This is a genomic window from Bacillus sp. FSL M8-0025 (assembly GCF_037975475.1).
Taxonomy (GTDB): Bacteria; Bacillota; Bacilli; order Bacillales; family Bacillaceae; genus Bacillus; species Bacillus subtilis.
This window is the reverse complement of record NZ_CP150258.1, coordinates 2,275,579-2,300,207: the sequence shown is the minus strand read 5'-3', so window position 1 is coordinate 2,300,207 and position 24,629 is coordinate 2,275,579. Positions and strand designations below refer to the sequence as shown.

The window sequence follows — 24,629 nt, the reverse complement described above, 5'->3', positions numbered from 1 at the left end:
CCTTTTTATAAATGCGGTTTATAAAAGAAGAGAACCGGCGTCTTCCTCATCGTTCACAGGCGAATTCATGCGGAAGACTTTACGTATCCAAGTTGTAATGCGATGATATATAATAATAAGAAAGTCTGTTCGGTTAATGTGAAAGACCGTCTGATGTTCATCTGTTCGTTTTGATTTCCATTGCTCGCCCACACGGCACTCCCGTAAGAGAAATGCAATCCCGATTGCCGTTAGAGCAGGAAGAATAATTGTGAAAAAATCGACTAAGAATAAAACGTCATTTATCGATTCCACAAACATTGTCATCACATCCATTCAATAGCTTCATTTTACTATATGTACAAGCTGTTGTCTAATGACCGAAAAGGAGATTTGTTTATGCCGGGAAAGAGCCGAATTATTTTCCATATTGATATGAATAGCTTTTATGCGTCGGTTGAAATGGCATATGATCCGGCTCTCCGGGGAAAGCCGGTCGCAGTTGCCGGAAACGTAAAAGAGCGAAAGGGCATTGTGGTAACATGCAGCTATGAAGCAAGAGCGCGCGGCGTCAAAACAACGATGCCGGTTTGGCAAGCGAAGCGCCATTGTCCTGAGCTCATCGTTCTTCCGCCGAACTTTGACCGCTATAGAAACTCTTCACGAGCGATGTTTACCATTCTTCGTGAATATACTGACCTGGTGGAGCCTGTCTCTATCGACGAAGGCTATATGGACATGACCGATACACCATACAGCAGCCGCGCTCTAGAGACGGCAAAAGAAATCCAAAGCAGGCTGCAAAAAGAGCTGCTGCTCCCGTCAAGCATAGGGATTGCGCCGAATAAATTTCTCGCTAAGATGGCGTCTGATATGAAAAAACCGCTTGGAATTACGATCTTAAGAAAGAGGCAAGTGCCTGATATCCTGTGGCCGCTTCCTGTTGGAGAGATGCACGGAGTCGGCAAAAAGACAGCGGAAAAACTGAAGGGACTCGGCATCCATACAATCGGAGAGCTAGCTGCAGCTGATGAACACTCGCTGAAGCGCCTGCTTGGCATCAACGGTACGCGCCTTAAAAATAAAGCAAATGGCATTCACCATGCGCCGGTTGACCCGGAGCGCATTTACGAATTTAAAAGCGTCGGCAACTCATCGACACTTTCCCATGATTCCAGTGATGAAGAAGAGCTGTTAGGCGTCTTTAGAAAGCTTGCCGCTTCTGTGAGTGACCGTTTACAGCGCAAGGAAGTCATGGCTTCGAAGCTTTTTATTATGATTAGATATGCGGATTGGAAAACCATCACAAGAAGCACCACGCTGAGAAACCCGATTGATCAAAAAAATGACATTTTGAAAGAAGCGGAGCACCTCTTTTTTAAACATTGGAATAAAAATCCTGTCAGGCTGCTTGGCATTACCGGAACGGATTTAGTAGAAAAAGAGCAGGCCTATAAACAGCTCGATTTGTTCAGCTTTAATGAAGATGCGAAGGATGAGCCTATTCAGCAGATGATGGAAAAGCTGAATAAAAAGTACGGTACCAAACTGATCAGAAAAGGGGCAACGTTAAAAAAAGAGGAGAGCAAAACAAAGGGAACAAGCTTTAATAAAGATTTTTTTCATGATGAAAAGAAAAGCTGAATCGCTTGAAAAAAAGGGTGAATGTATGGTAATTTCTTTATTATAAATATCATTTTATTTTAATTTAAATTTTAAAATGATTAAACGTTTGCAGAAGGGACGTTAGAATATGTCAAAACAACAAATCGGCGTTATCGGACTTGCGGTCATGGGTAAAAATCTGGCTTTAAATATCGAAAGCCGGGGATTTTCTGTTTCTGTTTACAACAGATCAAGCAGTAAAACTGAGGAGTTTTTACAGGAGGCAAAAGGAAAAAATGTTGTTGGCACATACAGCATTGAAGAATTTGTCCAATCCTTGGAAACACCGCGCAAAATCTTATTAATGGTTAAAGCGGGAACTGCAACAGATGCGACAATTCAATCTCTTCTTCCTCATCTAGAGAAGGATGATATTTTAATTGACGGCGGTAATACATACTATAAAGATACACAGCGCCGTAACAAAGAACTCGCTGAAAGCGGCATTCATTTTATCGGAACAGGCGTTTCCGGCGGAGAAGAAGGGGCGCTTAAAGGACCTTCTATCATGCCTGGCGGACAAAAAGAAGCACATGAGCTTGTAAAACCGATTCTTGAAGCCATTTCTGCAAAAGTTGACGGAGAACCTTGTACGACATATATCGGTCCGGACGGCGCCGGCCATTACGTAAAAATGGTGCACAACGGAATTGAATACGGAGATATGCAGCTGATCTCTGAATCATATTTCATTCTGAAACAGGTGCTGGGCCTTTCTGCTGATGAGCTTCATGAAGTTTTCGCTGAATGGAATAAAGGTGAGCTTGATAGCTACCTGATTGAGATTACGGCTGACATCTTCACAAAAAAAGACGAAGAGACAGGCAAACCGCTTGTTGATGTGATTCTTGATAAAGCAGGCCAAAAAGGAACAGGAAAATGGACAAGCCAAAGCGCACTTGACTTAGGCGTTCCGCTTCCGATTATTACTGAATCTGTATTCGCACGCTTTATCTCAGCTATGAAGGAAGAGCGTGTAAAAGCGAGCGGACTTCTTTCAGGACCAGAAGTGAAGCCTGTTACAGAAAATAAAGAAGAGCTGATTGAAGCGGTCAGAAAAGCGTTGTTCATGAGTAAAATCTGTTCATACGCGCAAGGATTTGCCCAAATGAAAGCTGCTTCTGAAGAATACAACTGGGATCTGAAATATGGTGAAATCGCTATGATCTTCCGCGGTGGTTGCATCATTCGCGCGGCATTCCTTCAGAAGATCAAAGAAGCTTACGATCGCGAGCCTGAGCTTGACAACCTGCTTCTTGACAGCTATTTCAAGAATATTGTAGAAAGCTATCAAGGAGCGCTTCGCCAAGTGATTTCACTTGCAGTTGCCCAAGGTGTGCCGGTGCCATCATTCTCAAGCGCATTAGCCTACTATGACAGCTACCGCACAGCCGTACTGCCTGCAAACTTAATCCAAGCACAGCGCGACTACTTTGGCGCTCATACTTATGAGCGTACTGACAAAGAAGGCATCTTCCATACTGAATGGATGAAGTAATCAATAGAAACCCCCAAAGCTATAGAGCTTCGGGGGTTTTGTTATTAATGAGAGTGCTATACCTCTGTGACAGCTGCAAAAAAGCCGAAAATGTTTGTAAACATTTTCGGCTTTTTTCTTCTTATTATATATTCCACCAGTGTAAGCCGTCTTTCGCCAAAAGATCATCAGATACTTTCGGTCCCATTGAGCCTGATTCGTAGTTAGGAGATAAGGTTTTGTTTGCTGCCCATGTTTCAGAAATAGAGTCGACAAAGCTCCAAGAAAGGGCAACTTCATCCCAGTGTGCAAAGTTTGTTGCATCGCCAAGAAGACAGTCGTGAATTAGTTTTTCATATGCTTCAGGGGTGTTCAACTCGTCATTGCAATTGCTGCAATAATCGAGTTTGATTGGCTGTGCGTGTGCTGCTCCGCCAAGCTTTTTAGCATTTAAGTAAAGCGTAATGCCTTCGTCAGGCTGAATATGAATGACAAGCAAGTTCGGATTCATGTTGTTTTCATTACCGTAGTACAGGTTCATCGGAATGTCCTTAAATTGAACGACAATTTTTGTGGACTTTTCTTTCATTCGTTTTCCGGTTCTGATGTAGAATGGAACACCAGCCCATCTGAAGTTGTCGATCAGGAGCTTGCCGGCAACAAAGGTTTCTGTATTGGAGTCAGGAGCGACATTATCTTCATCTGTATAAGCAGGAACCGGTACACCGTCAATTTCACCAGCTTGATATTGTCCGCGCACAAAGTATTCATCCACTTCGTCTTTTGCAATAGGACGCAGTGCTCTCAGCACCTTCACTTTTTCGCTGCGGATTTCTTCTGTGTTCAATTTGATAGGCGGCTCCATTGCAAGAAGGGCAACCATCTGCATAATATGGTTTTGCACCATGTCGCGAAGGGCGCCTGATTTTTCGTAATATCTTGCGCGGTCTTCAACGCCTAGTGATTCGCTAGATGTGATTTGAATGTTTGAAATGTAGCGGTTTGTCCAAAGCGGTTCGAAAATCGCATTGGCAAATCGAATCACTTCAATGTTCTGAACCATTTGTTTGCCTAGATAATGGTCGATTCTGTAAATTTGATCTTCCGTAAATGCTTCGCGGATTTCTTTATTCAATGCCTGTGCGCTTGGCAGATCATGGCCGAACGGTTTTTCGATGACAAGGCGGGACCAGCCGGTTGTAGCTGTTACACCCTCTGATTTTAATGTTTTTGCAATCGTTCCGAAGAATTCAGGAGCCATTGCCAAGTAGAACATTCTGTTGTTAGGAATTTGATATGTATCTTCCAGCTGGTTAAGCAATACGTTTAGCTCTTGATAAGAACCAGGGTTTGTCACGTCAAACGGGTGATAGTAAAAATGAGACGTGAAATCATCTATATGCTTATCTGCAGATGAGGAAATGGATGTTTTAACAGTTTGGCGAAGATCCTCATTAGACCAAGGTCTTCTTCCAACTCCTACCACTGCAAACTCTTCTCCGATTTGTCCGTTTTGATATAAACGGTGAATAGACGGATACAATTTTCGTTTTGCTAAATCTCCAGTTGCACCGAATATGACAATTACTGCTTTTGGTTGTTGGTTTGTTTTCACTAAAAGTACCTCACTTTATTCGAAGCTTTATTTTAGTACACCCCGTATATTTCCTTCATTTTAAATCTAAAATTCAACGAAAGCAAACATTTAAGCCCTTTTTTAAGCAGAATGCTGAAAAAATGTTTCTAGCACGAAAGGATTGTTCTTTTCAGAGGCAAGATTCACATTTTGAGCTTGATCCTGTATTCTTGTAGGTATCTGGTTCTAGTAGGAGGAAGGAAACGTGGAATTACTTTTTTTAGGGACGGGAGCCGGCATTCCCGCCAAGGCGAGAAATGTAACGTCGGTGGCATTAAAATTGCTTGAAGAAAGGCGTTCGGTATGGCTTTTTGACTGCGGGGAAGCCACACAGCATCAAATTTTACATACAACGATTAAACCTCGTAAAATAGAGAAAATCTTTATTACACACATGCACGGCGATCATGTATACGGACTTCCGGGGCTTCTGGGGAGCCGTTCCTTTCAAGGCGGAGAGGACGAGCTGACAGTGTACGGACCTAAAGGGATCAAGGCGTTTATTGAAACAAGCCTTGCCGTCACGAAAACCCATTTGACATATCCGCTTGCGATCCAGGAAATTGAAGAAGGAATCGTGTTTGAGGACGATCAGTTTATTGTCACAGCGGTATCTGTTATTCATGGAGTGGAAGCCTTCGGGTACCGTGTGCAGGAAAAAGACGTACCGGGTTCCTTGAAGGCTGACGTATTAAAAGAAATGAACATCCCGCCCGGACCTGTATATCAGAAAATCAAAAAAGGCGAAACGGTAACGCTTGAAGACGGACGAATCATCAATGGGAATGATTTTCTGGAGCCTCCTAAAAAGGGAAGATCTGTTGTGTTCTCCGGTGATACGAGAGTAAGTGACAAACTAAAAGAGCTTGCGAGGGATTGTGATGTGCTTGTTCATGAAGCAACCTTTGCTAAGGAAGACCGTAAACTTGCTTATGATTATTATCACAGTACAACGGAACAAGCGGCTGTAACAGCGAAAGAAGCAAGAGCGAAGCAGCTCATTTTAACCCATATCAGCGCAAGATATCAGGGAGATGCTTCTTTGGAGCTTCAAAAAGAAGCGGTTGACGTTTTCCCCAATAGCGTGGCGGCATATGATTTCTTAGAGGTAAACGTCCCGCGAGGCTGAAGGCGGAGCTCTTATTTGACAATTTGTGATGACGTTGTATAATAAAACGTAATCATTACGCTTTATAAGGAGATGTTAATTATGAGAGTAAATGTTACTTTAGCCTGCACTGAAACGGGAGACCGAAATTACATCACAACAAAAAATAAACGCACCAATCCAGACCGTTTGGAGCTGAAAAAATATTCACCGCGTTTAAAGAAATATACCCTTCACCGTGAAACAAAATAATATAAAAGACCGGGAATCCCTTACGGCCCGGTCTTTTTTTACGTTAATTGACTGCCTGGTAAAGAGGAGCGGCCTGCTGGCACGCTGCGCACCATACGTCATAAATAGCCAAGTGAACGATATGAGGTTCATCATGATGGATGTTGTGGGAGCTGTTTTTAGCTTGAATCCAGCCGCTTTGGTTAGATAGAGACAATATGCTGCTGTGCAAGTTTTGCCACTCCTGTTCAGCAGCGAATTTCTCAGTCCGTTCTCCTGATGACAACACAAGAAGAGGCATGTTTCCTAAGTGGACTTGCCGCTTTTTGAGCTCCTGCAGACTTTTTGAAAACTCTGCATGTGTGCCCTCAAGCATCATCTTTCTCGTATGTGATTTGTGCATTTCTTCGGGTATAAAGGTAAAGCTGGCGCAATCGCCTAAAGCTGGGTCAAGAAGGACCATGCCGATAATATCATGCTTGTTTTTGCAGGCCCATAAACCGGTGATGACAGCTCCGTATGAGTGTGAAACAGCCAAATAAGGAGGTTTTACATCAGCTGCTTTAAGCAAACTCTCCAATTCTTTCACTTGTTGATCAGCTGTTCGTTTAGCTCTGCTTTGCCCGCTTTTTCCTATGCCTGCCCGATCATATGTGAAAATGCCAAATTCATCATCAATGTCCGCCATTAATGGTTTCCACGTCTCAGAAGAAGTACCATAGCCGGCCTCAAAGACAATCGTTACACCGCTTGATCCTTTCCGGTGCTGTGTATGAAACGCACATCCGTCAATTATATATGTCTTTTCCATCCAAGCTGATTTCATTGGAGTCATCTCCTCTAATTGGTTCTACTAGGGAGACGGAGAACCTTAGCCGATCGTTTCTCTAAAAATAAAAAAAGAGATATCCTCTACAGGATATCTCTTATGGGCATTACCAGCCTCTTTCGTATTGAACAGGGGCCGGAATCTCTGTATTGAGCTGTTTCGCAGCAGTTCTTGCAAAGAATGGATCCCGCAAAAGCTCTCTGCCGATAAAGATGAGGTCGGCACGTTCGTTTTGCAGAATTTCTTCAGCCATTGAACCGTCTGTAATCATGCCGACGGCACCAGTAGCCATGTCCGCCTGTTCACGGATTTTCTCAGCGAAGCTGACCTGATAGCCAGGGAATACGTTAATGTCTGCGTGAACAAGGGCGCCTGAGCTGCAGTCAATTAAGTCAACACCCTGCTCCTTCATCCATTTTGCAAAACCGATGTGATCGGCAATGTCTAAGCCTTTATCAGTGTAGTCAGAAGCAGATACACGGACAAATAAAGGACCGTCCCATACTTGTTTGACTTCATCAATGATCTCTCTCAAGAAACGATAGCGGTTTTCAGGTGAGCCGCCATATTCATCTGTGCGATGGTTGGAAAGCGGAGACAGAAATTCATGAATTAAATATCCGTGCGCCGCATGAATTTCAATCACATCAAAGCCGGCTTCTTTTGCGCGGGCAGCCGCTTGCTTGAACTCCTGGACCGTTTCTTTTACTTTTTCTGCTGACATTTCTACAGGTGTTGCTGATTGTTCGTCAAACGCAATCGCCGATGGAGCGAAGATATCTCCTTCAAGCTCAGCTTTACGTCCGGCATGGGCAAGCTGAATGCCGATTTTTGAACCTTGTTCTTTGACCTGCTCAGTCAGTTTTGCAAAGCCTTCAATATGCTCGTCGCTCCAAATGCCTAAGTCTTGGTCAGTGATTCGTCCTTGAGGGTTAACCGCTGACGCCTCTACAATAATCAGTCCGACCTGGCCGATTGCGCGCGATATGTAATGTGCCATGTGGAACGGTGTTAATTTTCCGTCCTTTTCATGAGAAGAATACATGCACATTGGCGACATGACAATGCGGTTTTTTAACGTCATATCTTTAATTGTAATAGGTGTAAATAATTTTCTGGCCATTTCTTTCGCCTCCCGTAAGGTTTTTAGAGATTGATTATATCAAGTCATTTCTTTCCCGTCATATAAACTGCTCAAATGAACCGCTTTTGTCAAACATTTCTGTATAATAGACGAGAAATCAGTTTATTTTTCAGTATAGAAGCATTTTTATTCATAGGAGGGGCGGAATCAATGAATTGGCAGACGAAGGACGAATTGCTGGCACTTTTAACTTCTCTTGTGCAATACGAAAGCATCACCGGTTCAAAGGGCGAGGCAGCGCTTGCAGAGTATCTTTATTTTATTTTGAAGGACAAGCCCTATTTTCAAAAGCACCCTGATGATGTAACACTTCATCCGATGGACGATGGCAGATCTTTTCTTACGGCTCTAGTCAAAAAGAAGAATGTCAAAAAGACAGTGCTTCTGCTGAGTCATTTTGATGTCGTTGACATAGAAGATTACGGCGAATTTAAACATATGGCTTGCAAGCCTGCTGAGCTTTTGAGCTCCTTTTTAGAGAAAAAAGAGCTGCTCCCGGAACGTGTGAGAAGAGATGCCGAAAGCGGAGACTGGCTGTTCGGAAGAGGGACGATGGATATGAAAGCGGGGCTTTGTATTCAACTGTCGATGCTGGAGAGGGCAATGAACGGGCATTTTGAGGGCAATCTGCTGTTGATAACGGTTCCGGACGAGGAAGTGAATTCAAGAGGCATGATTGAAGCGGTTCCTGCATTGAAGGAGGTGGAGAAAAAGCATGATATCACATTAACCGCTTGCCTGAATGCCGAACCGATGTTTGAAAAATTTCCCGGCGATCAGCAGCAATATTTTTATACAGGAAGCATTGGCAAGGTGCTTGCGGGTTTTTTCTGCAAGGGGATTGAGACACATGTTGGAGAGCCGTTTTCAGGCCTAAACGCAAATTTAATGGTATCTGAGATTAACCGTTTGCTTGAACTGAATGCTGATTATTGTGAAAAGGTTGATGGCGAGGTCACTCCGCCACCGGTAAACTTAATGCAAAAGGACTTGAAAGAGGCATATTCAGTCCAGACACCGCATACAGCCGTCACATTATTTAATGTGCTGTCAATGAAACGCTCAGCTAGTGAGCTGCATCAGATGCTGCTTAAAACAGCAGAACAGGCGGCGGAGGAAATCATGTCGAACGTTCGGAAGAAAACACAGGATTTTCAACAATTTGAGCCATTTCAGCCGATTGAGCGGGACGTCACTGTTTTGACATTTGATGAGCTGGTCTCGCGTGCAAAAAAGCGTGCGGGGATCTCAGAAACAGAGCGGGCTCTAAATTATGCCTTTGCTAACAGGGGGGAGCTTGGAGACAGGGATTTTTCGACGAAAATTGTTTCTGAGCTTGCTTCGCTTTGTAAGGAGGATGCGCCGCTCATCGTTCTGTTTTATAGTCCGCCGCTTTATCCAGCTGTTTCTTCAAAGGATGATCAATTGATCAGAAATACAGCAGATCAGTTAAAGCATTATGCGGCTGAGCGATACGGCATTGCATTACGGGAGGTTCAGTACTTCCCTGGACTTTCGGACTTGAGTTATCTTCAGCTGGAAAAGCAGGAGGTTGATGCATACACAAGCAATATGCCGCTCTTTAACAGAGGATATTCATTGCCAAGCGGTAAAAATCAGGCTTTATATGTCCCGGTTTTAAATGTCGGTCCGACTGGTAAAGACCCGCATAAATGGACGGAAAGATTGTATATGCCTTATTCCTTTGAAGTGCTTCCCGATTTGCTTTCATTTACGATCTCCGCGCTATTAAAGCAATCAGAATCTGCCGGCCAGCTGCTGCGGGAAAAATAAAAAACAGAAGGCACTGTGCCTTCTGTTTTTGTCCTTACATCTAAGAATGTCTCTCTAAGGCGGCACCGGCAAACTGTTCTTTGATTTCTGCGCTCCGTTTAGCTGTTTCTTCAATACAGTGAATAATTGCTTCTTCAAAGCGGGAGTCCTGTAAAGCGCGAAGACCCGCCTCTGTAGTGCCCCCAGGACTGGTGATTTCTTTACGCAGCTTTTCCGGCTGTTTGCCGCTTTGGAGGAGCATATCTGTTGCCCCTGCCATTGTCTGCAAAATGAGTGCTTTTGCCGTTTCTTTATCTAATCCTACTTTTTGTGCTGCTTTTTCCATCGCCTCAATATAACGATACACATAGGCCGGGCCGCTGCCTGCGATTGCAGTGACAGCGTCAAGATGCCGCTCCTCAACCAGTGTTGCATCACCGATTGTTTCCAATAGAGCTTTTGCGGCAATAATATCATTCTTGCTTGCTTCCGTGCTTACGGAAAATCCGGTTGCTGATTTTCTGATTGCCGCTGATGTATTAGGCATGACGCGAATGACCGCGAGCTTTCTGCCAAAATAATGCTGAATGGTTTCGATGGTAAGGCCTGCAAGTACTGAAATGACAAGCTGGTCCTTGATATACGGCCGGATGCTGTCGATGCTTTCCGCCGCGTCTTTCGGTTTGAAAGCGAGGATAATGATATCGGTGTGAGTGAAAAACTCATTTTTATCTCTGCATGGACGCACGCCGTACGTTTCCTTTAATTCAATCAGACGCTCGTCATTTGAGCGATTTGTAATATAGATATGTTCTGGTTTTGTGATGCCGCTTTGCAAAATGCCGTTGATCATTGCTTCTGCCATTGACCCGGCGCCGACAAATCCTATCTTTTTCATTGATATCCTCCTTCTATCAGAACAACAAAAAACCTTTTCATCACGTAAAGGACGAAAAGGTTCGCGGTACCACCCTCATTAGCACAAATTGTGCTCAGCTCAAATCCCCGTAACGCGGGAAACGTTTAGGTTTTCCTAACCGCGACTTGAGGGCAGGTTCTACAAACAAGCGGGCCGCAACACCTTTCAGCCGGGGGTATCGCTCTCTTAGGCCATTGCCTTGTATACTATTCCTCGTCATAGCGTTCCAATGGTTCTCGTTTTAGTTTGTTGTTCATTATGCAATGGCGGATAAGCTAATGTCAATAGCTTTTTCAAAAAGGTTTGTTCTCATTCTGCAATAATGACACAAGACCGAGAAAAAGCTAAAATATGAATAATGAATGAAGACAAGGAGCGAAAGGATGACAACTGAAGATGTAATTGCGATCCGCGTCCCGACGCCGTTTGCTGTCGGCGATGTTATCGTTTACCTCGTAAAAGGTGATGCACTGACACTTATCGATGCCGGGCCGAATACAAAAGAGGCTGCCAGAGCCCTACAAGAGCAGCTTGCCGCTGTAAATGTGAAAATGTCAGATATCGAGCAGGTTGTACTGACTCACCATCATGCTGATCATGCAGGCTTGCTTGATGTCTTTTCAGATGAAATCGAAGTGATTGGGCATACATTCAACGAACCTTATATCAGCCGAAATCAAGCCTTTATGGATTGGCAAAAACGTTTTTTTCAAAAGCTGCTGCCTGAATTAGGCGTTCCATTTGATAAGGGGAAGGTAGAAAAGCTGATTCGATCAGCGTACGCATTTTCCTGTACGAGATCTCTGACAAAATCAATCAGAGAAGGTATGGGCATAGATGGGCTTGAGGGCTGGTCTGTGTTGGAGATGCCTGGACATGCTGAATCGCATATCGTTCTGTTCCATGAAAAAAGCGGAAGGATGCTTGGCGGCGATCTACTGCTGGCAAACAGCTCGTCTAATCCGATTTTGGAAGCACCGAAAGCGGGTGACGTCAGGTCAAAGCCTTTAGTGGATTATCAGCGGTCATTGCGAAGGCTGTCTCAACTTGATCCAACAATCGTATTTCCTGGTCACGGCGAGCCTATCACCAGTGTACAAGCGCTGATTGAGAAGCGTTTTGACAAGCAGAGGAACAGGACGGAGGATGTGCGTCGCATGCTGGATGAAAAGCCGATGACCGCTTTTCAGGTCTGTCAGCAGCTTTTTCCTGCTGTATATGAAAAGGAATTGTTTTTAACGATGTCAGAAACGGCAGGTCACCTTGATGTGTTGGAGGCTGAAGAAGCCATCACGTCATATTGGGAAGGAAATACCGCATACTTTAAAACAATGAAGAGGTGAAATGGGTGAAACATATAGCGGGAAAAAGGATTTGGATAACCGGCGCTTCAGGAGGGCTTGGAGAAAGAATCGCATACTTATGCGCGGCTGAAGGAGCCCATGTCCTGCTGTCTGCTAGACGCGAGGATCGTTTGATAGAAATCAAAAGGAAAATAACCGAGGAATGGAGCGGACAGTGTGAGATTTTTCCTCTGGATGTCGGCCGCCTAGAGGATATCGCCCGGGTCCGCGATCAGATCGGCTCGATTGATGTACTGATTAACAATGCAGGCTTCGGTATATTTGAAACGGTTTTAGACTCTACATTGGATGACATGAAAGCGATGTTTGATGTGAATGTCTTCGGCCTGATCGCCTGTACAAAAGCGGTGCTTCCGCAAATGCTTGAGCAAAAAAAGGGCCATATCATCAATATCGCCTCTCAAGCGGGGAAAATCGCAACACCGAAGTCGAGCCTGTATTCCGCGACCAAGCATGCCGTGTTAGGTTACTCAAACGCTTTGCGGATGGAGCTTTCGGGAACCGGCATTTATGTGACAACAGTCAACCCGGGACCGATTCAGACGGACTTTTTTTCCATTGCTGATAAAGGCGGGGACTACGCCAAAAATGTCGGCCGCTGGATGCTTGATCCTGATGACGTAGCAGCTCAAATTACAGCTGCAATTTTTACGAACAAGCGGGAGATCAATCTTCCGCGTTTAATGAATGCCGGCACTAAGCTGTATCAGCTGTTTCCAGCTCTTGTAGAAAAGCTGGCAGGACGCGCGCTCATGAAAAAATAATGATGGAACTGCCTGTAGTGGAGTGGCTTGTTTCTCACGGGGCAGTTTTTGATAGTGGAAGGGAGAGATTGTTGAATGTCAGTTCATTCAGAAGTCCTTCATGCTCTGCTTAAAGATCCGTTTATTCAGAAACTGATTGATGCAGAGCCTGTATTCTGGGCAAATTCAGGCAAGAAAGAGGGGCCATTACCCCGTGCAGATGAGTGGACAACCGAGATAGCGGAAGCGGAAAAAAGAATGCGGCGGTTTGCACCTTACATTGCCGAGGTGTTTCCTGAGACGAAAGGCGCTAAAGGAATCATCGAGTCTCCGCTTTTTGAGGTTCAGCATATGAAGGAAAAGCTGGAAGCGGCATATCAGCAGCCATTTCCGGGAAGATGGCTTTTAAAGTGCGACCATGAGCTTCCGATTTCAGGATCGATTAAAGCGAGGGGCGGGATTTATGAAGTGTTAAAGCATGCTGAAAATCTCGCGCTTCAAGAAGGAATGCTTCGGGAAACCGATGATTACCGCATCTTACAGGAAGAGCGGTTTACCGGGTTTTTCTCCCGCTATTCGATTGCTGTCGGTTCGACAGGAAATCTGGGTTTAAGCATCGGCATCATCGGCGCGGCACTCGGGTTTCGCGTGACAGTGCATATGTCCGCCGATGCTAAGCAGTGGAAAAAGGATCTCCTCCGCCAAAAGGGAGTCACTGTTATGGAGTACGAAACAGATTACAGCGAAGCGGTCAACGAAGGGAGACGGCAGGCGGAACAAGATCCATTCTGTTATTTTATTGATGATGAACATTCTCGTCAGCTGTTCTTAGGATATGCTGTTGCTGCAAGCCGATTAAAAACACAACTTGACTGTATGAATATACAGCCGAGTCTTGAGACGCCTTTGTTTGTGTATCTGCCGTGCGGAGTCGGCGGAGGACCGGGCGGTGTAGCATTTGGGCTGAAGCTTTTATACGGAGATGATGTTCATGTGTTTTTCGCAGAACCAACTCATTCACCTTGTATGCTGTTAGGGCTTTATTCAGGACTTCACCAGAAGATCTCCGTCCAGGATATCGGCCTGGATAATCAGACTGCTGCTGACGGACTTGCCGTAGGGAGGCCGTCAGGATTTGTCGGCAAGCTGATTGAACCGCTTCTGAGCGGCTGTTATACGGTAGAGGACAATACGCTTTATACTTTGCTTCATATGCTGGCTGTATCTGAAGATAAATATTTAGAGCCCTCTGCTCTTGCGGGCATGTTCGGGCCGGTTCAGCTTTTTTCGACAGAAGAGGGAAGGCGCTATGGTCAGAAATATAAGATGGAACATGCCGTACATGTCGTCTGGGGAACGGGAGGAAGCATGGTTCCAAAAGATGAAATGGCTGCGTATAACCGAATTGGTGCTGATTTGCTAAAAAAACGAAATGAAAAATAAGCAGACAGTGAAAAGGTTTTCCGTTACAATCTTTGTAAGGGTTTTAACCTACAGAGAGTCAGGTGTAAACAGTGAAAAATAAAGAACTTAACCTACATACTTTATATACACAGCACAATCGGGCGTCTTGGTCTGGTTTTGGGGGGCATTTGTCGATTGCTGTATCTGAAGAAGAGGCAAAAGCTGTGGAAGGATTGAATGATTATTTATCTGTTGAAGAAGTGGAAACAATCTATATTCCGCTTGTTCGCTTGCTTCATTTGCATGTCAAGTCTGCGGCTGAACGCAATAAGCATGTCAATGTTTTTTTGAAGCACCCACATTCAGCCAAAATTCCGTTTATTATCGGCATTGCCGGCAGTGTCGCAGTCGGAAAAAGCACGACGGCGCGGATCTTGCAGAAGCTGCTTTCGCGTTTGCCTGACCGTCCAAAAGTGAGCCTTATCACGACAGATGGTTTTTTATTTCCTACTGCCGAGCTGAAAAAGAAAAATATGATGTCTAGAAAAGGGTTTCCTGAAAGCTATGATGTAAAGGCGCTGCTCGAATTTTTGAATGACTTAAAATCAGGAAAGGACAGCGTAAAGGCCCCGGTGTATTCCCATCTAACCTATGACCGCGAGGAAGGTGTGTTCGAGGTTGTAGAACAGGCGGATATTGTGATTATTGAAGGCATTAATGTTCTTCAGTCGCCCACCTTGGAGGATGACCGGGAAAACCCGCGTATTTTTGTTTCCGATTTCTTTGATTTTTCGATTTATGTGGATGCGGAGGAAAGCCGGATTTTCACTTGGTATTTAGAGCGTTTTCGCCTGCTTCGGGAAACAGCTTTTCAAAATCCTGATTCATATTTTCATAAATTCAAAGACTTGTCTGATCAGGAGGCTGACGAGATGGCAGCCTCGATTTGGGAGAGTGTCAACCGGCCGAATTTATATGAAAATATTTTGCCGACTAAATTCAGGTCAGATCTCATTTTGCGTAAGGGAGACGGGCATAAGGTCGAGGAAGTGCTGGTAAGGAGGGTATGAAATTGTGCATCATATTGAACTGTATGTCTCTGATTTGGAGGCGTCTAGGCGGTTTTGGGGCTGGTTCTTAAAAGAACTTGGCTATAAAGAGTATCAAAAATGGAGCTCAGGCATCAGCTGGAAGAAAGATCGTTTTTACCTAGTGATTGTGCAGGCGAAAGAGCCATTTCTAGAGCCGGAATACCATAGATGCCGAGTCGGTCTGAACCATCTCGCATTTCATGCTGAATCCAAGCTTCAAGTCGATCAGATGACTGAAAAATTGACGGCAAAAGGTTATCGTGTGTTGTACCGAGACAGGCATCCTTTTGCCGGAGGAGACGGGCATTATGCAGTCTATTGTGAGGATCCGGACCGGATTAAGGTAGAGCTCGTTGCCCCAAGCTGTTAATCGTGATCTTCGGACAGGCTGTTCAGCTTTTTCTCAATGCGATCCAGCTGCGCTTTTCGGTTTTTCGCATACTTGAAGCCTGTAACAGCCGCAAAGATGACAGCGGCAAATATAATAAATACAAACAGCTGAAACATCACATCACCTATATTCATGTTCTTCACCTCATGTTTGCGGGAGAGTTTCATTCTCTTCCGTTTTTTATTTAAAGCGGCTTTTCCAGACGGGAACGGTGTTTTGTGGTCTCTGTTTTCATTTGCCGATAGGCGAACCCTAAAAATGGCAGGCCGAGCAGGGTAATGCCGCTCAGGACAGAAAAAATATAAATCGGCCGGCCAGCGCCAAACAAGTCTATACATATCCCCCCGACCCAAGGGCCGATGACGTTTCCGAGCTGTGAAAAACCGATTGCCCCGAAATAAGTGCCTTTTAATCCTGGTTTTGCAATCTGGTCTACATACAAATCCATCATAGAGAATAAAAGAACTTCGCCGATTGTAAATGTGATGACAATCATCACAATTGATGGAACACCGTGCGATACGGTGAAAATGGCCATGCTGATACTAACCATCACATTACCGAGCATCAGAGAACAAAGCGGCGAAAACCGTTTTGCAAAATGGACAATGGGAAATTGCGTCGCCAACACAACGATTGCGTTTAATGTCAGCATCAGCCCATACAGCTTCGTTCCATTGCCGATCAAGGGGCTCTGCGCCATATACTGAGGGAATGTGGAACTCAATTGTGAGTAGCCGAAGGTGCATAGCGTAATGCCGACCAAAGCAATGGTAAAAAGATAATCCTTTTGCGTGACCATAAACGCTTCCCGCACGCTCATATTTCGGGATTGGGCTGGTGCTGATAAGGATGGATGTTTTTTAAATTGGAGGGCAAGCACAATTCCGTATAGTCCGTAAATGACTGCAGGCACCAAAAAGGACGTAGTCGATTGCGATGAGCCGAAATATAGGCCAAGCACAGGTCCGAAGACAACGCCGATATTAATAGCTGCATAGCGTAAATTAAAAACTAGCAGTCTCGTTTTTTCTTCTGTCATATCAGACAGCAAGGCCTTTGAAGCGGGCTCAAACAGTGATTTGCAAAGACCGTTTAATGCGTTTACTACAAAAAACACCCAGAGATTAGATGCTGCCGCAAAGCCTGCAAATACCAGCATCCATCCGAAAATCGATACAAGCATCATGTTTTTTCTGCCGAATTTATCTGAGATATATCCGCCGTAAAAGCTTGCGAGGATGCCGACTGATGAGCTCGCGGCGATGACCAGCCCTGCATAGGAAGCTGATGCGCCTTGGACGGCTGTCAAATAAATCGCTAAAAAAGGAATGCTCATCGATGTTGCCATTCTGCCGAAAATGGTTCCGATTATAATTGTCCAGCTGATCGGGTGGATATCTTTCCATTTCTTCATGAATTATATTCTCTCCTGTATGTATGATCTTTCTCTATCATATATGAAAAAATTTCCTTCTCCAATAGATCGTTCAAAATATTTCGTTATTGACATGTAGTATGCCTGATTGTATGGATGGCAATATACTATGCGTTGAGGATGCGTGTGGCGGGGGTTACATCTTGAAATTGAAGGTGATGACAGAAGGAAAATGACGGTATGTCCGAATTCAGTGAGGGTGTGTTTGAAACATTAAAAGAGTTTAAGCCGCCAGGACGTGGATCATATTGGCAGTGAAACCGGCTATGAGATCAAGATGTACGCTGAAAACCGGCATGGACCGCATGACAGAACAAGAGAGCACATCTCTTCGAAAAAGTGTATACGCGGGATCATGGACAGCTTATTCCGTTTTGCGCGAGTTCTGAGGGGGAATTTTACGCCAGGCCATATGAATCTATGGAGCGTGAGAAAATCCTGCTTTTTTCTGTAAGCCTGAGACTGTTTATTTGTTTCAAGCGGTGTTTTCAAAGGGAAGCCGCATCAGCGGCTGAAAGAACTGACAGTCATGCGTTTAAGAGAACAGACCTTGGTTTGTGACATAGTCATAAATGATATCTTCTATATGCGCATGCAAATCCTCATCCGGTTCTTCATTCCGTCTCTCTTGTAGAGCCGCTTTCAGGCTTTGTTTTTCATCCGGGCTTAACGGGTCTATAGCAACGTTTCTGCCGTATTGACGCAATGCCTGTCCCATCATTTTTTCGACAAATTTCTCCATCATGACTCTCCTATCCTTATGCTTCGCTTTTATTCTACTAAATGTTTTTCTTCTCTCAAACCCTTGGATCATATTTTCTGTCAGACAAGAATCATTTACCAGTATAAAACGAACATACTTTCGCATATAATGAAAAGCGAACATAAGTTCTTTTTAGAGGTGTGTATGATGAAAGAAAAAGTGATTTTTCTCGTTGACATGCAATCGTTTTATGCATCTGTAGAGAAAGCGGAAAATCCACATTTGAAAAATAGGCCCGTCATTGTTTCGGGTGACCCTGAAAAAAGGGGCGGAGTGGTATTGGCTGCCTGCCCGCTGGCGAAACAAAAAGGTGTGGTGAATGCTTCACGGCTGTGGGAGGCGCAGGAAAAGTGTCCTGAGGCTGTTGTGCTCCGGCCGCGTATGCAACGGTATATTGATGTATCACTGCAAATTACGGCCATTCTCGAGGAGTATACAGACCTTGTGGAGCCTTATTCTATCGATGAACAGTTCATGGACATTACAGGCAGCCAGAAGCTGTTTGGGACGCCGATGGAGATTGCGAAAAGCATTCAGGGCAGAATCATGCGGGAGATCGGCGTTTATGCACGGGTCGGAATCGGCCCTAACAAAGCGCTGGCCAAAATTGCGTGTGACAATTTTGCCAAAAAGAATAAGAACGGTATTTTTACCTTAACGAAAGAAAATATGAAAACCGAAATGTGGCCGCTCCCGGTGGGCAGCATGTTTGGCGTCGGGAGCCGCATGAAGCATCATTTAAATCGAATGGGCATCAGCACGATCGGCGGGCTCGCGGCTTTTCCGCTCGATCTTTTAAAAAAGAAATGGGGCATTAACGGCCACGCGCTGTGGATGACGGCAAACGGAATCGACTATTCCCCTGTGTCAACTTCGTCTCTGGACGGGCAAAAGGCGATAGGCCATGGAATGACTCTCCCGAGAGACTACGAACACTTTGACAAAGAAATCAAGGTCGTATTGCTTGAGCTGAGTGAAGAAGTGTGCAGGCGAAGCCGAAACGCCGGGGTCATGGGGCAGACGGTGTCAGTGAGCTGCCGGGGTGCTGATTTTGATTGGCCGACGGGCTTCAACCGGCAAGTGAAGCTGGCAGAGCCGACTAATTCTACTCAGGATGTATATGAGGCTGTACGCCGGCTGTTTCTTACATTTTGGGACGGGAAACCTGTCCGCCGCCTCGGTGTCAATCTGTCTCAGCTCTCATCTGATGACATATGGCAGCTCAATTTATTTCAGGATTATGCAAAGAAAATGAGCCTAGGCTATGTGATGGACGGCATTAAAAATCGATTCGGCGACACAGCAATCATCAGGGCGGCGTCACTGACAGCGGCAGGCCAGGCATTTGAACGTGCGGCTAAAATAGGGGGGCATTATAAATGAACGATCATTTAAAAAGGGGCAACCTGCTGTGGGAAGGGAGCAGGATGTTTCTGCCGGAACATAAGCAAAGCCTGCTGGAGAGAAAGCGGCTTAAACAGAAGCTGCAAAAGCCGATCCTTGACCCCGATAAGCTGGAAGAGATGAATCAAACGCTTTGCGCCGCGATGGAGTTCGCTCAGGATATCACTGTCAGCTGCTTTCAGGACGGTGAGATTGTCCGCTGCACCGGGAAGATCTGCCGGTATGAAGAGTTTGAAAAAGCAGTATGGATAAAAGGAGACGAGGATCAGCTTTATAAGCTGAGACTTGATCAAGTGCTTGATATTGTGCTGTAAAGTCTCTCCTCCTGCTTGGGGGAGAAATAGGCTAAAATGATGAAACATTGTTCCCTCGGCAGTCTGGAAACGTATGATAAAGGAAAGAAGGCATTTACAATTCCAGCCAGGCAAAATATAATTTTTATATTGTGAGAAAAAGAGCTGACATTCGTTTTGCCAGACGGAGGGAGATCAAATCGTAATGGATATTCGAACAATCACGTCTTCAGATTATGAAATGGTAACGTCTGTACTGAATGAATGGTGGGGCGGCAGACAGCTGAAAGAAAAATTGCCGAGACTATTTTTTGAGCATTTTCAGGACACAAGCTTTATTACATCCGAAGATAACAGCATGACGGGATTTTTAATCGGATTTCAATCGCAATCGGATCCTGAAACGGCGTACATTCATTTTTCCGGTGTGCATCCAGATTTCAGAAAAATGCAAATTGGGAAACAATTGTATGATGTATTTATCGAAACAGTAAAACAAAGAGGCTGCACCCGGGTAAAGTGCGTCACTTCACCTGTGAATAAGGTATCAATCGCATATCACACAAAATTGGGGTTTGATATTGAAAAGGGCACCAAGACGGTAAATGGCATCTCAGTGTTTGCAAACTATGATGGCCCAGGCCAAGACAGGGTACTGTTTGTCAAAAACATATGAGGGGGAAATATGATGAATTTTTTATCAAAAACACCTGAGCCTCCTTACTATGCAGTCATTTTTTCTTCTGTCAAAAGCGAAAATGACACAGGATATGGAGAAACAGCGGAGCGGATGGTATCGCTTGCGGCGGATCAGCCTGGATTTTTAGGCGTGGAAAGCGTACGTGAAGCGGATGGAAGGGGCATCACAGTTTCCTATTGGGACAGTATGGACGCAATTAACCATTGGAGGCATCACACTGAACATCAAGCAGCAAAAGAAAAAGGAAAAAGCGTTTGGTACGAGTCGTATGCAGTCCGCGTCGCAAAAGTCGACAGACAGCGGCTGTTTCAGGAGAACACGAATGATTGAATTTCTCCAGCATAAGGAAGCCGCGATAGCGCGTGAGATTTTAGCCGTACAGATCCCCGCCTACATAAAGGAAACAGAGATTATCGGTTTTGACGGTATTCCCGCTTTACAAGAGAAGGTGAAGGATATTCAAGCATCCCATGAACGGTTTGCGGGATATCGGAAAAACGGCAAGCTGATCGGTGTCATTTCATATGAGAAAAACATGCATCATCTCACCATTTGCAGGCTTGTTGTGCATCCTGACGGTTTCAGAAAAGGAATTGGACGAGCACTTCTGCAATTTGTCATTGATCATAATGAAGACGCTGAGAAAATCGAAGTAGTCACAGCCGAGAACAATACCCCGGCCGTGTCACTCTATACACAGGCTGGATTCCAAAAGGCAGAAACCGTCAAAGCAGCGCAGGGTCTATTGCTGTCGGTCTTTCATTTGTATCCGAAAAGAAAAGTTGAGGTCATTCTCTACAACGAAAAATGGGCAGAATGTTTCGATGAAGAAAAAGAACGGCTGAAACTTGTGTTCGGGCCGGAGATTATCGCTGTTCATCACATCGGAAGCACATCAATACCGAACATGGCAGCGAAGCCAATCATTGATATGTTAATTGAAGTCAGAAGCATTGAAGCCGTGAGCCAATTTGATGAACAAATGAAGGCTAACGGCTATACACCAAAAGGTGAGAACGGCATAGCGGGCAGGCGTTATTTCCAAAAGGGCGGAAATAAACGCACTCATCATGTCCATATGTACGAACAGGGAAACCCTGCTATTGAAAGGCATCTGTTATTCAGAGATTATCTCAGATCTCATCCAAACATAGCGAAGGAATACGCCGTTCTCAAAAAACGGCTGGCGGCCCAGCATCCTGACAGCATCAATCAGTACATACAAGGGAAAGATGAGTGGATCAAGACTGCAGAAGAAAATGCGAAGCGGTGGAAAAAAGGCAGAAACAATGCGAATGGCAGTGTTGTATGCTACAATAGCGAAAATGATGAAAACGGGGGTTTCACCTTATGAACATACATGTGACAGATGCAGCAAAACAGGCACTGCAGCAGGCGTTTGACGCCAACCCGGGAAAAAAAGCCCAGCTTCGTTACGATGCAGAAGGATGCGGCTGCGCTGTAAGCGGTGTCCCGACAATCTGGCTGGCAGAAGAATTAACGGGACAGTGCGAACAGCTGGAAACGAATGGCATTCCGCTGTATATCCAATCGTCGCAAAAAGTGTTTTTTGACGATCAAATGACGATCGATTACAATGAAAAAGCCAAAACATTGGCGCTGAAAAGCCCGGCTGAAATGCTCAGCCCCAGAATGAGCATATTAGTAAAGTAGGAGACGCGAAACGTGGAACAAAAGCTGAAGGCAATGAAGAACACAGCACAAAATAAAACGTGGGTATCCTTCCTGAATCAAAACCATCCCTATACCTTGCTTCACTGGTCAATTGGAGGAGCAGAGTCCATCAAGAAAGATGTCTGGCTATTGCAGGATGAAATGACCTTCGAGACGCAGGAGTTTACAACGATAGATCTTGCGATTGAATGGATCAGAGAAAATATGGATGGCATTACCGACGTTCTGTAACATAAAAAAGCGAAAGAGCCGAAGAGGCCTTTCGCTTTTTTATTCTGTTGAATCATTCATGTTGTCTAAAAACTCCTGCACTGTTTTTCGGTACGTATCCCGATTTTTGGTATATGACATGGCGTGTTCACCGTTCTCGGCAATGTACAGCGCTTTCGGCCCGCGTTTCTTTTCATAAAGCCGCTCGGTTGAAGAAACAGGAATGTAGTCATCATCCTTACTGTGAATAAAGAGGACCGGCTTTTCGATTTTATCAATGACAGCAAGCGGAGATACTTCACGTGCGCGATAGCCGCCTCTCAGCTTCAAAAAGAAGTCGGCGATAGGAAGCAGGGGCCAAGACGGGAGCCTGTATTCCGCTCTCAGCCGGTAGGCAAGCTGTTCATCAAAACATGCGAACGGACAATCGGCAATATAAAAATCAGCGCCATCGCTGCAGTGTGCACCAGCGTAAAGCAGGGCGGTCACAGCTCCCATCGACTCACCGTGAATTCCGATCAATCCGCGATGATTTGTTTTGTTTTTGAGCCAGCTGACAACCTTATTGAGATCATCCTTTTCGTAAAACCCGTAGCTGGTCGTCTTTCCGCCGCTTTGGCCATGTCGGCGGTGGTCATAAATGAGCACATTCCAGCCGAGATCAAGAAATAAATGCATATACTTAAGAGAATTCAGCACATTCATGGTTACCCCGTGGCAGATGATGATGGTATTTGGTGTGTCATGCGGTGCGACATGGTATCCTTTTATGTCGTACCCGTAAGCGGAGGGTATCACAAAAGCGGTTTTCTCCATTTGCTCAAATGATTCAAACACATCATGTCCGTTGTCTGTCTCTCTTTTGATAATGTCTTCATCCGTTTTTTTCTTGATGAATAGAATCATATTTGAAAAAACAATTCCGATTGCGATGACAGCTGTTACGAGAGCGCCAATGGCCAAAAGGATTTTCTTCAAAAGTCACAGCACCTTTCAACTAAATATAGGTAATTCGTGTTTAAAATCATTATACCTAAACACTGCTCCGCTGAGAAAGTGATCAGAAGAGAGTCTGCTTGTTCAGTGTATATGCTCCGTGATAAACTGTCTTCAAAACAAAACATGGGGGAAGTCTGAATGAAAAAACAAAAATCCGCTGACAAACACCAGCTAAAAGACGGCCTTCAATCCGATATCAAAGCAAAGCTTATGGAGATGAAGAGCCAATTGAAGGAAGAGGATGAAAAGAGGCAGGAAAGAGAAAAAGCAGAACAGATTAGAAAGAAAAAAGAGATCGAAAAAAATAAGAGCTTTGAAGAACTCCTAAATGAAAGCCAAATGGATTGGCATCAATATAAATAAACCAGCACCCGTACAGGTGCTGGTTTTTCTGCTATGAGCGATGAGCTTTGTAAATGTCTTGTTTCGTATGAGATTGGAGCGCTTTGATTTCCTCTTCGGTTAAACGCCGTGCATTTGCTGCCTGAATATTTTCCCGTAACTGCTCAATCTTACTGGCGCCTGTAATCACTGAAGCGACAGCCGGCTGTGCTAGCAGATACTGCAGCGACTTTTCTGTCATGGAAAGATCGGGAGCCACTTCCTCCATTGCCTTGCGTGCATTTGTCAGTTCCTCGAATGAATAGGACAAGTACCCGTTTTGTTTCATACTGTCTGAAGCTTGATCAAGCGGTTTTTCAGTTAAGAGCCCTTTGGCAACAGGACCTCTGGCGACTACGCTGATTTGATGTTCCTCTAAAAGCGGGAGCCATTCCTCAGGGCGTCTGTCAAACAGGCTGAATTGCATCATAATGCTGACGATGTTTGATTTTTTTACATATTCTTTAATCACATTCGGGCGGATGGAAGAAATGCCGTAGTAGCGGATGACACCTTCTTGTTTTAATTCCTCAAACGCTTCGATCGTTTCATCAATGTTGTCCTCTATCGTGCCGCCGTGAAGCTGATAAAGGTCGATATAATCTGTTTTCAGACGTGTAAGGCTCTTTTTTACCGCCTCTTTTATGTAAGCTTTTGAAGGGTCCCAATACCAGCCCTCGCTTCCGTCATCCCAACGGTTTCCCGCTTTTGTTGCCAGTATAATATCCTGGCGTCTGTTTTGGATCGCATCACCGACAATTTCTTCGTTGCGTCCCCGGTCATACAAATCCGCTGTATCCAAATAGTTGATGCCAAGCTCGATCGCTTCATCCAGAATGGACAAAGCTTGGTTTTTTTCAGTTCCAAGAGACATACAGCCGAGTCCGACTTCACTAATGTCTAAATCAGATGTACCCAATTTGCGCTTTCTCATGTGCACACTCCTTTTTTAGGCTTTGTATTGACCGTAATATAAAGGAGCTAAAGTTTCA

General features: G+C 44.8%; 29 protein-coding genes. 19 read left to right on the top strand and 10 right to left on the bottom strand.

Going from position 1 to position 24,629, the window contains the following annotated elements; all coding sequences use genetic code 11:
• Positions 1-18: 18 nt before the first annotated feature.
• Positions 19-306: a membrane protein insertion/folding monitor MifM gene (gene mifM / locus MKX38_RS11705; protein ID WP_072592604.1), complete on the bottom strand. Its 288-nt coding sequence runs from the start codon at positions 304-306 to the stop codon at positions 19-21.
• A 72-nt stretch (positions 307-378) separates the two neighbouring features.
• Between mifM and MKX38_RS11700 the strand changes: the two genes are divergently transcribed.
• A complete protein-coding gene (locus MKX38_RS11700; protein ID WP_339187211.1) occupies positions 379-1,623 on the top strand; it encodes a DNA polymerase IV in 1,245 nt (414 codons plus the stop codon).
• A 109-nt stretch (positions 1,624-1,732) separates the two neighbouring features.
• Positions 1,733-3,142, top strand: coding sequence for an NADP-dependent phosphogluconate dehydrogenase (gene gndA, locus MKX38_RS11695; RefSeq protein WP_003230365.1), 1,410 nt, complete (start codon positions 1,733-1,735; stop codon positions 3,140-3,142).
• 124 nt (positions 3,143-3,266) lie between these two features.
• On the opposite strand, the gene zwf is transcribed toward gndA, so the two are convergent.
• Complete coding sequence (zwf, locus tag MKX38_RS11690; RefSeq protein ID WP_014480196.1) at positions 3,267-4,736, bottom strand: glucose-6-phosphate dehydrogenase; 1,470 nt, start codon at positions 4,734-4,736, stop codon at positions 3,267-3,269.
• Positions 4,737-4,962: 226 nt separating this feature from the next.
• On the opposite strand from zwf, the gene rnz reads away from it, so the two are divergent.
• Complete coding sequence (gene rnz, locus MKX38_RS11685) at positions 4,963-5,886, top strand: ribonuclease Z (protein WP_004398681.1); 924 nt, start codon at positions 4,963-4,965, stop codon at positions 5,884-5,886.
• Positions 5,887-5,967: 81 nt separating this feature from the next.
• Positions 5,968-6,117, top strand: a complete 150-nt coding sequence (gene rpmG / locus MKX38_RS11680; protein WP_003226511.1) for a 50S ribosomal protein L33 — start codon at positions 5,968-5,970, stop codon at positions 6,115-6,117.
• Positions 6,118-6,160: 43 nt separating this feature from the next.
• Here the strand turns inward: rpmG and MKX38_RS11675 are convergent, their stop codons facing one another.
• Positions 6,161-6,922, bottom strand: a complete 762-nt coding sequence (locus tag MKX38_RS11675) for an alpha/beta hydrolase (RefSeq protein WP_015714222.1) — start codon at positions 6,920-6,922, stop codon at positions 6,161-6,163.
• 109 nt (positions 6,923-7,031) lie between these two features.
• Complete coding sequence (namA, locus tag MKX38_RS11670; protein WP_339187208.1) at positions 7,032-8,048, bottom strand: NADPH dehydrogenase NamA; 1,017 nt, start codon at positions 8,046-8,048, stop codon at positions 7,032-7,034.
• 171 nt (positions 8,049-8,219) lie between these two features.
• Here namA and MKX38_RS11665 point away from each other — a divergent pair, with 171 nt between their 5' ends.
• Entirely contained in the window at positions 8,220-9,863 is a 1,644-nt protein-coding gene (locus MKX38_RS11665) for a M20/M25/M40 family metallo-hydrolase (RefSeq protein ID WP_339187205.1), read from the top strand.
• 40 nt (positions 9,864-9,903) lie between these two features.
• Here the strand turns inward: MKX38_RS11665 and proC are convergent, their stop codons facing one another.
• Positions 9,904-10,740 carry a pyrroline-5-carboxylate reductase gene (proC, locus tag MKX38_RS11660; RefSeq protein ID WP_014477264.1) on the bottom strand — a complete coding sequence of 279 codons (837 nt, stop codon included), beginning with the start codon at positions 10,738-10,740 and terminating at the stop codon, positions 9,904-9,906.
• A 404-nt stretch (positions 10,741-11,144) separates the two neighbouring features.
• Between proC and MKX38_RS11655 the strand changes: the two genes are divergently transcribed.
• The 5 genes from MKX38_RS11655 (at position 11,145) to MKX38_RS11635 (ending at position 15,733) form a co-directional block, all read left to right on the top strand.
• Positions 11,145-12,104: an MBL fold metallo-hydrolase gene (locus MKX38_RS11655; RefSeq protein ID WP_339187203.1), complete on the top strand. Its 960-nt coding sequence runs from the start codon at positions 11,145-11,147 to the stop codon at positions 12,102-12,104.
• A 5-nt stretch (positions 12,105-12,109) separates the two neighbouring features.
• Entirely contained in the window at positions 12,110-12,889 is a 780-nt protein-coding gene (locus tag MKX38_RS11650) for an SDR family oxidoreductase (protein WP_032722073.1), read from the top strand.
• 75 nt (positions 12,890-12,964) lie between these two features.
• Positions 12,965-14,311 carry a D-serine ammonia-lyase gene (gene dsdA, locus MKX38_RS11645; RefSeq protein WP_003230387.1) on the top strand — a complete coding sequence of 449 codons (1,347 nt, stop codon included), beginning with the start codon at positions 12,965-12,967 and terminating at the stop codon, positions 14,309-14,311.
• A 71-nt stretch (positions 14,312-14,382) separates the two neighbouring features.
• A complete protein-coding gene (gene coaA, locus MKX38_RS11640) occupies positions 14,383-15,342 on the top strand; it encodes a type I pantothenate kinase (protein ID WP_014480189.1) in 960 nt (319 codons plus the stop codon).
• Positions 15,343-15,346: 4 nt separating this feature from the next.
• Positions 15,347-15,733 carry a VOC family protein gene (locus MKX38_RS11635; protein ID WP_080287617.1) on the top strand — a complete coding sequence of 129 codons (387 nt, stop codon included), beginning with the start codon at positions 15,347-15,349 and terminating at the stop codon, positions 15,731-15,733.
• Here the strand turns inward: MKX38_RS11635 and MKX38_RS11630 are convergent.
• Positions 15,730-15,888, bottom strand: coding sequence for a hypothetical protein (locus tag MKX38_RS11630; protein ID WP_014477259.1), 159 nt, complete (start codon positions 15,886-15,888; stop codon positions 15,730-15,732). The genes MKX38_RS11635 and MKX38_RS11630 overlap by 4 nt on opposite strands.
• 50 nt (positions 15,889-15,938) lie before the next feature.
• A complete protein-coding gene (locus tag MKX38_RS11625; RefSeq protein ID WP_339187200.1) occupies positions 15,939-17,171 on the bottom strand; it encodes an MFS transporter in 1,233 nt (410 codons plus the stop codon).
• 269 nt (positions 17,172-17,440) lie between these two features.
• On the opposite strand from MKX38_RS11625, the gene MKX38_RS11620 reads away from it, so the two are divergent.
• On the top strand, positions 17,441-17,581 hold the full coding sequence (locus MKX38_RS11620) for a hypothetical protein (protein ID WP_154817153.1): 141 nt from the start codon (positions 17,441-17,443) through the stop codon (positions 17,579-17,581).
• A 146-nt stretch (positions 17,582-17,727) separates the two neighbouring features.
• Here MKX38_RS11620 and MKX38_RS11615 read toward each other — a convergent pair whose 3' ends face one another.
• Positions 17,728-17,934 carry a YqzH family protein gene (locus MKX38_RS11615; RefSeq protein ID WP_033884663.1) on the bottom strand — a complete coding sequence of 69 codons (207 nt, stop codon included), beginning with the start codon at positions 17,932-17,934 and terminating at the stop codon, positions 17,728-17,730.
• A gap of 165 nt (positions 17,935-18,099) precedes the next feature.
• On the opposite strand from MKX38_RS11615, the gene MKX38_RS11610 reads away from it, so the two are divergent.
• The 7 genes from MKX38_RS11610 to MKX38_RS11580 all read left to right on the top strand — a co-directional run bounded on the left by MKX38_RS11610 (position 18,100) and on the right by MKX38_RS11580 (position 22,278).
• Entirely contained in the window at positions 18,100-19,338 is a 1,239-nt protein-coding gene (locus MKX38_RS11610) for a DNA polymerase IV (RefSeq protein WP_339187197.1), read from the top strand.
• A complete protein-coding gene (locus MKX38_RS11605; RefSeq protein ID WP_003230403.1) occupies positions 19,335-19,673 on the top strand; it encodes a YolD-like family protein in 339 nt (112 codons plus the stop codon). The genes MKX38_RS11610 and MKX38_RS11605 overlap by 4 nt, the downstream gene beginning before the upstream one ends.
• Positions 19,674-19,857: 184 nt before the next feature.
• Entirely contained in the window at positions 19,858-20,328 is a 471-nt protein-coding gene (locus MKX38_RS11600; protein ID WP_003230405.1) for a GNAT family N-acetyltransferase, read from the top strand.
• A gap of 9 nt (positions 20,329-20,337) precedes the next feature.
• Positions 20,338-20,682, top strand: a complete 345-nt coding sequence (locus MKX38_RS11595; RefSeq protein ID WP_003230407.1) for an antibiotic biosynthesis monooxygenase — start codon at positions 20,338-20,340, stop codon at positions 20,680-20,682.
• Positions 20,675-21,706, top strand: coding sequence for a bifunctional GNAT family N-acetyltransferase/GrpB family protein (locus MKX38_RS11590; protein WP_167408269.1), 1,032 nt, complete (start codon positions 20,675-20,677; stop codon positions 21,704-21,706). The genes MKX38_RS11595 and MKX38_RS11590 overlap by 8 nt, the downstream gene beginning before the upstream one ends.
• Complete coding sequence (locus MKX38_RS11585; RefSeq protein WP_003226552.1) at positions 21,703-22,026, top strand: iron-sulfur cluster biosynthesis family protein; 324 nt, start codon at positions 21,703-21,705, stop codon at positions 22,024-22,026. The genes MKX38_RS11590 and MKX38_RS11585 overlap by 4 nt, the downstream gene beginning before the upstream one ends.
• 12 nt (positions 22,027-22,038) lie before the next feature.
• Entirely contained in the window at positions 22,039-22,278 is a 240-nt protein-coding gene (locus MKX38_RS11580) for a YqkC family protein (protein ID WP_003230411.1), read from the top strand.
• A 39-nt stretch (positions 22,279-22,317) separates the two neighbouring features.
• On the opposite strand, the gene MKX38_RS11575 is transcribed toward MKX38_RS11580, so the two are convergent.
• The gene (locus MKX38_RS11575; RefSeq protein ID WP_003230413.1) at positions 22,318-23,235 is read right to left on the bottom strand and encodes an alpha/beta hydrolase; all 918 of its coding nucleotides are present in this window, start codon (positions 23,233-23,235) and stop codon (positions 22,318-22,320) included.
• Positions 23,236-23,394: 159 nt separating this feature from the next.
• On the opposite strand from MKX38_RS11575, the gene MKX38_RS11570 reads away from it, so the two are divergent.
• Complete coding sequence (locus MKX38_RS11570; RefSeq protein WP_003230416.1) at positions 23,395-23,619, top strand: YqkE family protein; 225 nt, start codon at positions 23,395-23,397, stop codon at positions 23,617-23,619.
• Positions 23,620-23,650: 31 nt separating this feature from the next.
• Here the strand turns inward: MKX38_RS11570 and MKX38_RS11565 are convergent, their stop codons facing one another.
• Positions 23,651-24,571: an aldo/keto reductase gene (locus tag MKX38_RS11565; protein ID WP_167408268.1), complete on the bottom strand. Its 921-nt coding sequence runs from the start codon at positions 24,569-24,571 to the stop codon at positions 23,651-23,653.
• Between the last annotated feature and the right edge of the window lie 58 nt (positions 24,572-24,629).